The organism is Spirosoma koreense (assembly GCF_054777875.1).
The window spans coordinates 856,052-869,870 of the sequence record NZ_BAAHAC010000005.1 but is presented as its reverse complement, the minus strand read 5'-3'; the positions used below and the strand labels follow the sequence as shown (position 1 = coordinate 869,870).

The 13,819-nt window shown below is 53.5% G+C and carries 12 protein-coding genes; 3 read left to right on the top strand and 9 right to left on the bottom strand.

Annotated features, from left to right (window positions below):
• Nucleotides 1-252: 252 nt before the first annotated feature.
• The 6 genes from ACYVC2_RS09410 to ACYVC2_RS09385 all read right to left on the bottom strand — a co-directional run bounded on the left by ACYVC2_RS09410 (nucleotide 253) and on the right by ACYVC2_RS09385 (nucleotide 8,105).
• Nucleotides 253-1,572, bottom strand: coding sequence for an MFS transporter (locus ACYVC2_RS09410; RefSeq protein ID WP_461102050.1), 1,320 nt, complete (start codon nucleotides 1,570-1,572; stop codon nucleotides 253-255).
• Nucleotides 1,569-2,237, bottom strand: coding sequence for a beta/alpha barrel domain-containing protein (locus ACYVC2_RS09405; RefSeq protein WP_461102049.1), 669 nt, complete (start codon nucleotides 2,235-2,237; stop codon nucleotides 1,569-1,571). The genes ACYVC2_RS09410 and ACYVC2_RS09405 overlap by 4 nt, the downstream gene beginning before the upstream one ends.
• 7 nt (nucleotides 2,238-2,244) lie before the next feature.
• Nucleotides 2,245-3,273 carry a sugar kinase gene (locus ACYVC2_RS09400; protein ID WP_461102336.1) on the bottom strand — a complete coding sequence of 343 codons (1,029 nt, stop codon included), beginning with the start codon at nucleotides 3,271-3,273 and terminating at the stop codon, nucleotides 2,245-2,247.
• Between the two features lie 84 nt (nucleotides 3,274-3,357).
• Nucleotides 3,358-4,788: a glucuronate isomerase gene (gene uxaC, locus ACYVC2_RS09395; RefSeq protein WP_461102048.1), complete on the bottom strand. Its 1,431-nt coding sequence runs from the start codon at nucleotides 4,786-4,788 to the stop codon at nucleotides 3,358-3,360.
• Nucleotides 4,789-4,911: 123 nt separating this feature from the next.
• On the bottom strand, nucleotides 4,912-6,579 hold the full coding sequence (locus ACYVC2_RS09390) for a UxaA family hydrolase (RefSeq protein WP_461102047.1): 1,668 nt from the start codon (nucleotides 6,577-6,579) through the stop codon (nucleotides 4,912-4,914).
• Nucleotides 6,576-8,105, bottom strand: coding sequence for a tagaturonate reductase (locus ACYVC2_RS09385; protein WP_461102046.1), 1,530 nt, complete (start codon nucleotides 8,103-8,105; stop codon nucleotides 6,576-6,578). The genes ACYVC2_RS09390 and ACYVC2_RS09385 overlap by 4 nt, the downstream gene beginning before the upstream one ends.
• Before the next feature lie 287 nt (nucleotides 8,106-8,392).
• On the opposite strand from ACYVC2_RS09385, the gene ACYVC2_RS09380 reads away from it, so the two are divergent.
• The 3 genes from ACYVC2_RS09380 to map all read left to right on the top strand — a co-directional run bounded on the left by ACYVC2_RS09380 (nucleotide 8,393) and on the right by map (nucleotide 10,713).
• Nucleotides 8,393-9,412, top strand: coding sequence for a LacI family DNA-binding transcriptional regulator (locus tag ACYVC2_RS09380; RefSeq protein ID WP_461102045.1), 1,020 nt, complete (start codon nucleotides 8,393-8,395; stop codon nucleotides 9,410-9,412).
• Nucleotides 9,413-9,558: 146 nt separating this feature from the next.
• Complete coding sequence (locus ACYVC2_RS09375) at nucleotides 9,559-9,822, top strand: hypothetical protein (RefSeq protein WP_461102044.1); 264 nt, start codon at nucleotides 9,559-9,561, stop codon at nucleotides 9,820-9,822.
• Between the two features lie 129 nt (nucleotides 9,823-9,951).
• Nucleotides 9,952-10,713, top strand: coding sequence for a type I methionyl aminopeptidase (map, locus tag ACYVC2_RS09370; RefSeq protein WP_461102043.1), 762 nt, complete (start codon nucleotides 9,952-9,954; stop codon nucleotides 10,711-10,713).
• Nucleotides 10,714-10,814: 101 nt separating this feature from the next.
• On the opposite strand, the gene ACYVC2_RS09365 is transcribed toward map, so the two are convergent.
• The 3 genes from ACYVC2_RS09365 to ACYVC2_RS09355 form a co-directional block, all read right to left on the bottom strand.
• Complete coding sequence (locus tag ACYVC2_RS09365; RefSeq protein ID WP_461102042.1) at nucleotides 10,815-11,594, bottom strand: hypothetical protein; 780 nt, start codon at nucleotides 11,592-11,594, stop codon at nucleotides 10,815-10,817.
• A gap of 280 nt (nucleotides 11,595-11,874) precedes the next feature.
• Nucleotides 11,875-12,615 (bottom strand): hypothetical protein, encoded by a 741-nt coding sequence (locus ACYVC2_RS09360; RefSeq protein WP_461102041.1) that lies wholly within the window; start codon nucleotides 12,613-12,615, stop codon nucleotides 11,875-11,877.
• Nucleotides 12,616-12,744: 129 nt separating this feature from the next.
• Nucleotides 12,745-13,422, bottom strand: a complete 678-nt coding sequence (locus tag ACYVC2_RS09355) for a porin family protein (protein ID WP_461102040.1) — start codon at nucleotides 13,420-13,422, stop codon at nucleotides 12,745-12,747.
• Between the last annotated feature and the right edge of the window lie 397 nt (nucleotides 13,423-13,819).

The following is a 13,819-nucleotide window of genomic DNA, read 5'->3' as shown; positions in this document are numbered from 1 at the left end:
AGGAATTTATATGAATAGATAGTTTACAGATTAAATAGATTTTTAGGTAGGATCAACTGGAATTTGGCAAGGCAATAGCCTTGCCGTCGATCTCGTTGACGCATGGATCGCCCGGACGAACGATCTAAATAATCAACAAAATCAATACAATCTTACCTATTCTTACCTAGTGAACATGAGTAATGTTTTAGGCTTCGGCTGACGGGTTTTACAGGTCAGACCGAAAGCCTAAAACATTGATTTTTACAGACGTTACGCTACCGGTTCCGACTCGGGCGTTTCCAGCCGGACGGGTTGCATAGTTGGGGTAAGCAGGTGCATGACCAGCCAGGCCAGCAGGTAGGCCGAACCACACATCAGGAAGATGATGCCGTAGCCACTTTGAATATCACCAATGCGTTTGTAGTTGTCCAGAATGCGCCCGACAATTTCCGGAAAAATGATCCCGCCGACCGATCCGGCCATACTACCAATACCCACTACCGAGCTAACCGCCCGCTTCGGAAACATGTCGGAGGCCGTCGTGAAAATATTGGCGCTCCAGGCCTGGTGAGCCGCACCGGCCAGCCCGATCAACGCTACGGCCGTCCAGATTCCTGGCCCAAACCGGACAGCAATAACCGGGATGACCAGCAACGCGAAAATAAACATGGCGGTTTTTCGCGCCCTCCAAACGCTCCAGCCGCGACTGATCAACGTCGATGAGAGGTACCCCCCTCCGATACTTCCAATGCTGACCAGGGTGTACAGCACAGCCAGGTACAGGTTCGGTTTTTTGGTATCCAGGTGGAACGTCGTAGAGAAATAATCCTGCAACCAGAACAGAAAAAACCACCAGATGGGGTCGGTCAGCATTTTTCCGAACACGAACGCCCAGGTCTGCCGCTTGCTCAGCAGTTGCCCCCACGAAACGGGTTTCCCATGATCGGCGACTTCGTCGGGGGTGGTTTCGTTATCGCTGTGGATGTAGTCGTATTCTTCTTTCGACAATTTAGCCTGCTTAGACGGAATTTCGTAGGTAACGTACCAGAAAACCAGCCAGATAAATCCGACGGCCCCGGTAACGATAAAGGCCATTTCCCAGCCATAAACGCCCAGAATCCAGGGGACCAGAATCGGGGCTATAACCGCGCCGATGTTGGCTCCCGAGTTGAATATACCGGTTGCCAGCGCCCGCTCTTTTTTCGGAAACCACTCGGCTACGGTTTTGATAGCTGCCGGAAAGTTACCCGCTTCGCCCAGCCCGAGTCCGATACGGGCAAAAATGAATCCCATCGTGCTCGATGCCAGGGCGTGGCCCATAGCGGCCAGACTCCAGAAAATAATCGCCAGCGTATAGCCCAGCTTGGTGCCGATCCGGTCGATGAACCGCCCGAAGATCAGCAGGCCAATGGCATAAGCGGCCGAGAATACCTGAACAATGCGACTGTAGTCGAGTTCCGACCAGTCGAATTCTTTCTCCAGCGTAGGTTTCAGCAGCCCAACCACCTGTCGGTCAAGGTAATTGATGGTCGTCGCGAAGAACAGCAGTGCTACGATGGTCCAGCGATAGTTTCCAGTGGGTTTAGTCATGCGGGTTGGGGAATAAAGGGTGTAACCATCTGAACCAGGGCGGCCACGCGCTCCCGCAGGATGGCCGGGTCGGCGTTTTGCCCGGAGAAGAGTTGCGATCCAATACCGACGGCCGTTACGCCCGCCCGGAACCAGGCCGACAGGCTGTCGATGGTCGGTTCGACCCCACCTGTAACCATCAGTTTGAGTTTGGGCATAGGCCCTTTGATGGCTTTTATGAAATCGGGACCGACGACGTTACCGGGAAACACTTTGACCAGATCGGCTCCCAGCAGTGTCGCCTGGTAAATTTCGTTCAGGGTTGAGCCGGCGGGCATCCAGGGAATACCGCGGGCTTTGCAGACGTCACCCACGGCGGGCGTCGTTACGGGCTGCACCACGAAATGAGCACCGGCATCCAGGAATTTTTCGGCGTCTTCGGGCGTCAGGATCGTACCGATGCCCAGCGCCATCTCGGGGCAATTTTCCCGAACGTAGCCAACCAGTTGGGTAAAAACCGCCAGGGCCTGATCGCCCCGGTTCGTAAATTCAAAAACGCGAAGGCCGCCGTCGTAACAGGCCTGCACGATGGCCTGCGCCTGCTGAGCGTCGGGATGATAAAATACCGGTACAATCGGGTGACTGATGACTAGATCAAGGATTTTTTCGGATGAGAATGAGGACATGACAACCTTACGTTAAGGACGTTAATGGATATAACCGTTTCGTAATATCGACGACGGACTGCTGCGTTGCATCGCCTAATTCCTGCAATTTGCCAAAAGCAGCCGTAGCGGCAAAATCGACAATGTCCTGAGGGGCATGCTGGTTGTAAAGTCCGTAGATCAGACCAGCCATAAAACAGTCGCCACTGCCCACCCGATCGACTACGGATTCCGTCACTAATTCGGGTGAAACGTACTGCTTGCCAGCGATGTAAAGAGTTGTGTAATAACGCAGTCCGGTGGGTGGCCGGTCGAACCGGAAGGTGTTGGCCACCACCTTACAGCGCGGAAACCGTTCCTGAACAGCTTCCGACGTGGCCAGCGCATGCGCCAGATAATCTTCCTGTTGTCCCCTAGCAAGACTGCGTTCATCGATCGGCATGCCGAGCAGGGTGTTGGCCGCCCATATATTACCCATCACCACATCGCAGTACTCGACCAGGCCCGGCATGATCTCGGTCGGTGCCATGCCGTACTGCCAGAGCCGCGCCCGGTAGTTCAGGTCAATCGATACGGTAATGCCTTTCCCGCTGGCCACAGCCAGCAGTTCGCGGCAAGCGGCAGCCACATTGGCATTCAGGGCGGGGCTGATTGCGCTCACATGCAGCCAGCTCGTTTTGTCCAGCACCGTATCCCAGTCGACCTTACCGGGTGCTAATTCCGAAAAAGCCGAATGTGCCCGGTCGTAAATGACCCCAGCGTTTTTCAGGTCGGTTCCCTGAGCGAGAAAGTAGCTGCCGATTCGCTGCCCAAACCTTAAAATCCGCGAGGAATCAATGCCTTTACTAGCCACGTAGGCGATGATGTCGTCGGCGAGGGCATTTTCGGGCAATACGGTACTGTAGCTTACCGGAACACCCCACTGAGTCAGCGCCGTCGCGACGTTCAGTTCGGCCCCGCCGATAAACACGGGCATAGTCGCCTGCCGAATCCACTCGCCATTCGCAAGGGGCGAAAACCGTAACAACAACTCACCGAAGCAACAAACGCTGTTCATTTTCTGACTTTGTAATAGGGTCATTTGGTGGTGTAACGCGGACGGTCGGCCGCTGCCTTGGAAACCCGCGTTACACAATATCATTTAAACTGCCATCGCCAGAGGCTTGCTGCTGAAACCAAAATAGGTTTTGGCGTTGCCGTAGCAAATGTTTTGTACAACCTGCCCTATCCAGTCCATATCGTCGGGCAATTGGCCACTTTCAATGTCGTTACCGAACAGGTTGCACAGAATCCGGCGAAAATATTCGTGTCGCGGATAACTCAGGAAAGACCGGGAGTCGGTCAACATACCCACGAACCGGCTCAATAAACCCATATTCGACAGCGCATTGATCTGTTTCTCCATCCCGTCTTTCTGATCCAGAAACCACCAGCCCGAGCCGAACTGAACTTTTCCGGCCACGGACCCATCGTTGAAATTGCCGATCATGGTTGCCATTAGTTCGTTGTCGGCCGGGTTGAGGTTGTATAGAATCGTCTTCGCCAGCTTGTCCGACGCGTCGAGCCGGTCGAGGAAGCGCGCCAGCGCCCGCGCCTGCGAGAAATCGCCGATGCTGTCCCAGCCCGTATCCGGACCGAGTTGCCGGAGCATGCGCGAGTTGTTGTTCCGCAGCGCCCCCAGATGAAACTGCTGCGTCCATCCTTTCTCCCAGTCCATTTCGGCCAGGTAGACCAGCATCGCCGATTTAAAGGTCAGCATACCCGCTCCGGTCAGAGCGTGCCCCGACCGGATTTTATCGAAAATAGCCCGAACATCGGCCTCGCTGTAGTCCTCGGCGTAAATCTGTTCCAGACCGTGGTCAGACAGTTTACAGCCCATCGACGCAAAGTAATCGTGGCGCTGCCGTAGCGCTTCCAGAAAATCACCGAAGTTCGTAATGGACACGTTGCTGGCCGCTTCCAGCCGGGCGACATACTGGTTGAATGCTACGGGGTCTTCTACCGCCATGGCTTTATCGGGCCGGAAAGCGGGGAGTACGCTGATCTCAAACCCCGAATCAGCCAGCGCCTGGTGATACTCCAGCGAATCGACCGGATCGTCGGTCGTGCAGACGGTTTCTACATTCATCCGACGAAGTAAATTCCGAACCGAAAACGCCGGTGATTGCAGTTGTTCGGTGCAGGCGTCGTAAATGCGCCGGGCGCTCTGGCCGTTCAGGATTTCCGTGATGCCGAAATAGCGTTGCAACTCCAGATGCGTCCAGTGGTAAAGCGGATTCCGGACGGTATAGGGCACCGTTTCGGCCCATTTCTGAAATTTGGCGAAATCATCCTGCCGACCGGTACAGTAGCTTTCGTCGACACCGTTGGTACGCATGGCCCGCCACTTATAATGGTCTCCGTAGAGCCAGATCTGCGTCAGGTTCTCAAACGTCCGGTCTTCGGCAATCTGATCGGGTGGAAGATGGCAATGGTAATCGATGATCGGCATCGATTTGGCAAACTGGTGATAGAGCTGCTGGGCAGTTTCGGTCTCCAGCAGAAAATCCTCGTTCAGAAAGGGCTTTTTCATAGTCAATGATGGAGAAACAATGGATAATGAATAATGTACAATGGATAATGAACAATGCATAATGACATTGACTCACCCCAGCCAGTATTATTCATTTTACATTATCCATTATTCATTAAAAATCTAAAGGGAAACTCCCCGTTTCCAGGGAATAAAATCGTCCTGGCCGTGGCGAACGGCGGCTACTTCAACTTCACCACTCGCCACCCGGATAATCTGTTCCAGCAGACGTTCTCCGGCTTGCTGGATGGTTTCTTCTCCGTCGATTACCGTACCGGTGTTTACGTCGATGATGTCAGGCATGCGGTTCGCCAGGGCGGTATTACTGGCAATTTTCACCACCGGTGCGATGGGGTTACCCGTTGGCGTTCCGAGCCCGGTCGTGAATAAAACTACCGTTGCTCCCGATCCTACTTCTGCCGTTGTCGATTCGACGTCGTTGCCGGGTGTACACAGCAGATTCAGTCCGGGTTTCGTGACCAGTTCGGGGTAGTCAAGCACGGCGACGACCGGCGACGAACCGCCTTTTTTCGACGCCCCCGCCGACTTCATGGCGTCAGTGATCAGCCCGTCGCGAATGTTGCCCGGCGACGGGTTCATGTCGAAACCCGAGCCCGCTTCCTTCGCGCGCTGGGCGTAGGTGTTCATCAGCTCCCGGAATCGACCGGCGGTTTCGGAATCTACGCATCGATCGCAGAGTTCCTGCTCGACTCCGCAGAGCTCGGGAAACTCCGACAGAATGACGGTGCCGCCCAGCGTTACGAGCAGATCGGAGGCATGCCCCAGGACGGGGTTGGCCGAAATTCCCGAAAAGCCATCGGAGCCACCACACTCCAGCCCGATGATCAGTTTGCTGAGCGGAGCCGGTTGCCGGATGGCGGCATTGGCCTGCATCAGCCCCGCAAACGTTTGCCGCAGGGCCAGACTGATGAGCGATTCTTCAGTGCCGACGGTCTGTTGTTCGAGAATGAACAGGGGTTTATCGAACTGAGGGCTCCGCTTCCGGATTTCATCCTGCAGCATACCCACCTGCGCATTCTGGCAACCCAGACTCAGGACCGTAGCGCCCGCCACGTTGGGGTGGGTAATGTAGCCCGCCAGCAGTCCGCAGAGGGCCTGCGCATCCTGCCGGGTGCCGCCACAGCCGCCTTCGTGAGCCAGAAATTTAACCCCATCGACGTTGGGAAACAGCCGGGACGACTTACGGTTCAAGCTGCTGAGCGACTGCGCCGTCTGTTCCAGATCAGCCTGCAACACCTCTTCGACCGTGCGGCCGGCCTGCACCAGCGCCATCAGTTCCTGCGTCTGGTTCTGATAGTTATGTCGTCGGGCGTAGCCGAGATCCTGAACGAGCGCTTCTTCCAGCACCTGAATGTTACGGTTTTCGCAGAATACCAGCGGAACTACCAGCCAGTAATTGGCCGTTCCGACGCGCCCATCCGACCGGTGATACCCCATAAACGTCCGTTCCTGCCAGCGGTCGGCGGCCGGGGCTGTCCACTGATACGAGGGGCTGTTCAGGTCGTAGCTGTTCGTGGCGTGGAGCACGTTGAAGGTCGTCAGTCGGCCACCCGCCGGAATGGGTTGCTTCGCTTTCCCGACCAGTACACCGTACATCGTAATTGGATCGCCGGGCGCAAACGCCCGGATGGCGACTTTATGCTTGGCGGGAACCGCGTCCGTTACGGTCAGCGCAGCACCGTCCCACTGGACACGTTCGCCGGGCTCGAGATCGCTCAGGGCAACCAGTACCGAATCGTCGGGATGTATTTTTACTACGTTCTGTTTCATTTTGTTACGGCTTCGTAATGCTCGAACTGCGTACAGACGGTCGCCAGAACGCCCTGTTCGAGCAGTTGTGTCAGATACCCCGCGACGGATTCTGCAAAACCCGGCAACAGGCTTAAATCGTGGCCCCACAGCCCGGTATTTTTCAGCACGGCCCGGGTCAGTTCGTCCGGACTCAGGCGAGCCCACAGATCGGCAAAATAACCCGCCTGGGCATCGTAGATCGGATACATTTCACCGTTGCGTTCGCCGTACCAGACCTCATCCTGTTGGGTCGTTGCCCGCATGAACAGCAGGTAAGCGGCAAAGCCCAGGCTGATGTAGCGGGGGGTTACGCCGAGTTTTTTGTAGTAGTGCAGCAGGGTCGGCACGTTTCGCATCTGCATTTTCGCCGAGTACTGCATCGTGATCGCCAGCCAGCGGTGTTCGATAAACGGATTCCGGAACCGGTCCAGCACCTGAAACCCGAAGCGCTGGGCAGCTTTCTCATCGACCGCATACGGAATGCCCGGAATCAGTTCGCCCAACATGACGCTGCTGATAAACGCCGACATCCGCTCGTCATCCATCGCATTCCGCACCGTGTCGAACCCGCTCAGGAACGCCAGCCCGCAGCTGAGCGTATGGGTTCCGTTGAGCAGTCGAAGTTTCAGTTCGCGAAACAGGTCGATGTTGGGCCGGATGATGACGTTTTCGTCGGCTTTGCAGAACGACAGCACCTGCTGCACGTGTTCGTCGCCCTCGATGGCCCACAGCCGGTACACTTCCGAAATGGTCAGCAGTTCGTCTTCGTACCCCAGTTGCTCGGTCAGGGCGTGCTGGGTGGCCGGATCAGGACGACCCGGCACGATTCGGTCGACGAGCGAATTGCAACAGGTATTGGCCGTTTCGAGCCAGTCGATGAACCCGCTTTCCAGCTCGTTCCGATGCGCCAGTTCGAGCAGGATCGCTTCGAGTTTGGTACCATTTTCGGGAATTAGTTCGGTCGGTACAATGACCAGGCCTTTCGACGGATCGCCGGCAAAAGCCTGATAACGGGCGTACAGCACGGCCAGTAGCTTACCCGGAAACGATTGGGGTGGAGCCTGCCGGATATCGTCCTGCACGAGTTGAATGCCGATTTCGGTGGTGTTGGAAATCACGATCTGCAAATCGGGGCTGGTAGCCACCTGAAGAACGTCATTCCACTGCTGCTTGGCCGACAGCACCCGGCTGATGGCTGAGCAAACGACGTTCTGTTCGACAAGCTGCCGGTTTTCGACGCCCCGAATGCAGAGTGTATATAAGTTATCCTGCCGACCGAAGGCGGTCATGTCGCCCCCATCCGTCGATTTCACAACAACGATCCGACCGTTGAAAATACCCTGTCGATTCGCCTTGTCGATCAGGAAATCGGGAAGCCCACGCAGCAGCACTCCGGTGCCGAACTGAAGCACCCGCTCGGGCAAATGGAGCAGTGGAAGTTCGGGCAGACTAACGTCGGTGCGGGGTTGGATGAGTGGCAGTGATTCAACGGATAGCGGGATCATAAACACGGGTCGGGCGGTTGAGTTGATCGATAAATTTGGCTTTTTTACAGGTAATGGGTCATGTGCGGCTCTGGCACACTGGTTCATTGACAGGGTAAGATTAAATAGTGTATTTTTGATAGTGAAGTATTTTCGCTTATTTATTCACGCAAACGTTATCGGGAACGTTGCCAGCTTTTGAGCCGGCCCGCTTTCGGGCCAAAATAAGTAATTGCTGACCCGGCGGGGCTTATACCAGGACAACCTGATTTACTCGAAACGTTTTTGTACTTTACCAATATATTCCCTTGGACACCATCACCATAAAAGATATCGCGCGGGCGCTCAACCTATCGACTTCCACTGTCTCGCGGGCACTGCGCGACAGCTACGAGATCAACCCGGAGACGAAACGGCTGGTCATCGAATACGCCGAGCGGCTGAACTACCGCCCCAACCCGATTGCGCTCAGTCTGAAGGAAAACCGCAGCCGGGTGATCGGGGTGATCGTCCCGCAGATTGCCAATAATTTTTTCTCGCAGGTCATCAACGGTATCGAAGCCATTGCCTACAACCGGGGGTACCACGTGATTATTTTCCAGAGCCACGAATCGTTCGAGCGCGAACTGCTGTCGGTTCAGCAGGCCGTAGCCCGTAAAGCCGATGGGTTGCTCATCTCGTTGTCGAGCAGCACCTCCGATGTGTCGGAACTGCGGTTGCTACAGGAGAAAAAATTACCGATCGTGCTGTTCGACCGTGTCTCGACCGAACTCGATCTGCCCTGCGTTACGGCCGACAATTTTGCCGGTGCGTTTGCCGCTACCGAACACCTGATTCAGACCGGTCGACGGCGGATTGCGCACGTGACCATTCCGCCGTCTATCTCGATTACGCAGGAACGGCTGGCCGGTTACCGCGCAGCGCTGGAAAAACATGGGTTGCCGTACGACGAATCGCTGGTACGTTACGCCGGGTTCGGCCAGAACGAAGTGGAACCGATTATCGATGAGTTGCTGAGCCGGTCGCCGGATGCGTTTTTTGCGGCCAGCGATCGGCTGGCGATCGGCTGTCTGGCGGCCCTGAAAAAGCGTAACATCGCCATTCCGGAGACGGTTTCGCTCATTGGATTTACCAACACGCCCGTGGCCGATCTGCTGGCTCCGCCCATGAGCACCGTCGAACAGCCCGCAATGGAGATCGGGCAGGTGGCTGCCGAGCAGTTGATCGACCTGATCGAAGGGAAACCCAAAAAGCCCCAACCCGGTGCCGTTGTCCGGATTCCGACCCGGCTTTTCGTTCGTACGTCTACGCGCTCGGGGGCTGATTAGAGACGGCCTGTAACAGATGGCTTGTCGGTAGCTATCGCTTCGACAGGCTTCACCGGTCAACCGCGCCATGGGCCTTTTATCCGTTTAGGCCCCGGCAGGTTTTTAGAATGGATAGTTTTGCGCTTAACCAAACTAATCATCGAGCCATGCTAACATTATTCGCTTCCTGCCCCTATGATCAACTGAGCTTAGACCAGCTATCGGACAGCCAACTCCTGGCTAAGCGCGCCAGAAACAGACAGTTGGGTATTTACGTGTTACTGCTGTTAATCCTAACCATAGGAATGGCCTTTGTGCTCGAGTCCTATCTGGTCGGGGTGGCCAGTTGGGCCATGATTCCCGCTATGAATGAATACAGCAAGAAGCGGAAAGCCATCATCCGTCAGTTACAAAAACGGAACATCGCCTGAACCGGGACATACAGCGGATTTACTTAGTTCATAAAAAGAAGGAGAGCCGCTAGTAGCTCTCCTTCTTAGTTAGTACCAGAACCTGAATCGGGGTAATTTTGTCAACGATACAACCAAATTAGAAAATTCATGTCTCTGAAATCAGAAGAAGACTTTATTGGTATGCAGCAGATCAGCCAGGTAGTGGGGTCGACCCTCCTGCTGATGCAACAGTATGCAAAACCCGGCATGTCCACGTATGAGCTGGATCAATACGGTCGGCGGCTTCTGGAAGGATTCGGTGCCCGGTCGGCGCCTAAACTCACGTATGGTTTTCCAGGCTGGACCTGTATTAGCCTAAACGATGAGGTATGCCACGGCATTCCCTCGACCAGACGCATCTTACAGGAAGGTGATTTAATCAATATTGACGTATCGGCCGAACTGAATGGCTATTGGTCAGACAATGGCGGCTCTTTCGTGCTGGGGCAGGATATTCATCAGCATAGCGATCTGGTAGAAACCTCGAAGCGCATCCTGGCGAAAGCCATAAGCCATATCCGGGGTGGCGTACAACTGGCGGAAATCGGTCGGCTGATCGAGTCCGAAGCGAAACGATCGGGCTACCGGGTTATCCGGAATCTGGCCGGACACGGCATCGGCCGAAGCCTCCACGAAGAACCGCACGATATTTTATGCTACTACGACCGGGCTAATAAAACCCGGTTCAGGAAGAACTCCGTGGTGGCGATCGAAACGTTTCTGTCTACCAAAGCCACGTATGCCCACGACAAAGGGGATGGATGGACGCTGGTAGCCCGGAATAGCGTTGCAGTCCAGCATGAACATACGATTGTGGTAACCGATCAGGAACCGATTATCCTGACGGCCGCGAACCAGTTATGGAATTAAAGAACGTCCGCCCCTCGCCCTACCAAATAGCACTTGCCTGAGGCATCTCATAAAAAAGCCAGAGCCGATATCGGCTCTGGCTCCTAAAATGTCTGGCATTATCAATACGTTTCATACGTATAGGTAATCACCTCGTTACCTCCCTGGATGGTCGTACGCCTGATCGGCAAACCCTGTGCGTTATAGTCGTAGGCGTAGGTCTTCATATAAGACGGTTGACTCTGACGCGACGTGTAGTCTATCCTGGTGACATTATTACGACTGAAGAGTTCTACATCACTCAGATCGGGATCAAGCATCCCAAAGAAGGGATTGATCTTGTCATCATACACGTAGGTATCATCGTGGTCAGGAAACCGAAACGTATTATAATTCGCTGTTGTAATATTCTCACCTGTGTATATAAATGAGGCAGGATTAATACCAGTGATGTCCTCACCCAAGTGATGGTCTACAGATGTAATCCGGTTACTGTTGCCATATAAATAAAAAGTCCTTAATGTCGCCCCAAAGTTAATTTCAGAGTTGAACAAGGGGCGCGTTCTTGCGTACGTATAACTACCGGCTTCTCCATTAGAATAGTATATTGTAGCGGTGCCTTTCGTTTGATCGGCGGGATTGGGATACTCTTTGAATAGAGGTACACCAGGATAGTCGGTTGTACTATAACTATAGACCCGAAGGCTGCCGTCTGCTTTAGTGACTCTCGCCAGTCGATTTTGGGAATCGTAGGTGTAGGTCGTGTTAAGGGAGCCTCCTTGAACAGATTTGAGCCGAAGGCGAACCGGTGAAGATGGCCCACCCAAGCGGTGATCGGTACAGGCAAACAGGCTTAGACTCAGGGCAAGCCCAGTCAATACGTTTTTAAAATTGAGATTCATAAAAAGAAGTCCGTGGAATATTTAGTTGGGCGGCCAAATTACATTCAATTTTTAACATATGAAAAAACATTTAGTATACATTTATTTATATGCCTGCTCACCCTATGGTGACATTGCTGCTCTGATAGATTATATGTACAACGGCCGTTGCTGAAGCTAGTAGCCCTCACTACGTTTTGGACCACACTATAGCCGACCGGAAGTTCATGCACTGGAGTACTAATGGCCCGCCGGGACTATTCAACCGCTCCAGCGGCTGTGGTCATGAAGATCGTACAGGTTACTGCTGATTACCCGGCCTATTGCTGCCCAGACTGTCGTAATAGACCAGAAGATCGATCAGATCCGTCGGCGTTACCGAAGAAGCGGACAGCCTTTCTTTGATCTTTTCCTGCTGGTCAGCCAGGCGAGCAAGTATCGATTTCTTCGATAAATTCGTGGATTCGAGCGGTCCCTCCCCTTTCTGAATATAATATTTTGTCGTCGTTTTATAAATACCGATGATGTCTTTGTCCTTCGTAAAGCTATAATTGTGATTGGCCTCCATTTGCCGCCACTGGACCATGACAAGTTTCGTGGGCCCATTGTAAAGCCACGTAGCGTAAGATCGGTTCGGCTGCCGGACGTACTCGACTCCCTGGATAACGAACCGTTCGGGCGTCATCACAATCACGGTCGAATCGCCTTTGAAACGGCACATAACTTCCCGGTTGACGAGGTTATAAGCTAACTCACAGGGAAGTATTTTGTCTCCATTCTTTACCTGCACGCTGCCGTCCTGCCAAACGGGGTAGGTTAAATAGGGGCTTCCCAAATAAATTTCCCGCCGGTACGCAGCTGTCGCGCTCTTTCCGGAGCTGTTATAAAATTCGCAGCTGGTCAGGATTTTCTGGTTTTCGTCCTGATAAACCACGCACTGACCGTATGTCTTCTGGGATAGCATACACACCAGACCACTCCAGAACATCAGGCGGCAAACAACGCTGTTTGATAAGAAAAGGCGGGATTGGAATACATTCATATACATCGGTTGTTGTTGACAGCGTTAACGGACGACTAAAATACTACTAATGGGTACGAACGGTCGGCGATGGATTATCTAAGCGCTGATTCGAACTTATGCGTGGACGATAAAATCAGTTTAAGCTCTTCAGAACCGATACATGAGCTGGGCTCGTAAGCTAAGCTGATAGCCGTGATAATACGTGTAAGTCGGATGGGCCTGCATATTATACTGAGCCATAGGCTGTACCACTAAAGCCAGGTGCTGTTTTAGCTGATAAATAGCTCCCACACCCAGCATTGGCGTCACAGTAACTGCCTTACCGATATTTACGGCTACCTCGGTACCACCCACATCGACGTAGCTTTTGGCCCGAAAGTCGGCAGATGCTCCGGCTGAGAAATAAGGCGAAAGCCGTTTGCCCGACGACTGATAATTCAGCAGAACCGGAATCCTGTAGGCATACTCGAAAGGATGTTTGTTCGAATAATCGATAACCGTATTATCCCCATCGACGGTAATGTTCCCCTTGATCGAAATAAACTGGGTTGCCCATATTCCGGCTGACGCCGACCAATTCGACGAGAAGAAATATGTGCCCATCAGGCCAAACGAATAACCAACGCTATGGGATCGGGAAAGCAGTTCGGAATTGGGTGAAGCAGGAACAGGCGAGGAAGAGAAAGGAAGAATGGCTTTGTAATCCGTGTGAGCATACGTCGGGGCTACATTCACCGAAACAGACCATCGGCTCTGCCCTGATACCGCACTCAAACCACTTACCACAAGCAAAAAAGTAGTCAGGAAAAATAACGTTGTTTTCATACTTCGGCGTAATAAAAACGGTTGTTCGATCAAAATCAGCCTTTCATCGATGTAGGCTTGTGCGGTTGCTACTTCGGCAACCGGAGCCGGGTCTTTCTGAACGGCATACCAGGCCGCCTAAAACCACCGGGGTCCCTATAAAACAGGGAGTCGATCGGGAGCCACCATCGAGTTTTTCGTCGAAAAAAGCCAGTCAGCAATGGCAGTCTGGTTTACACGTAAGACTACGGCATCGGAATAAACTACGCCGGTCGTTGTAGAGCGACGCTTCCATATCGCCCACCGTAGCAATTGTCTGAAGCAGGGCATCCTGCTTTTGTCAGGTATTCGAAAGACCTACTGTCGCAGGGAGCGTAAGTAGGGTTGTGACGCGTTTCATAAACGATAAGCAGTTATT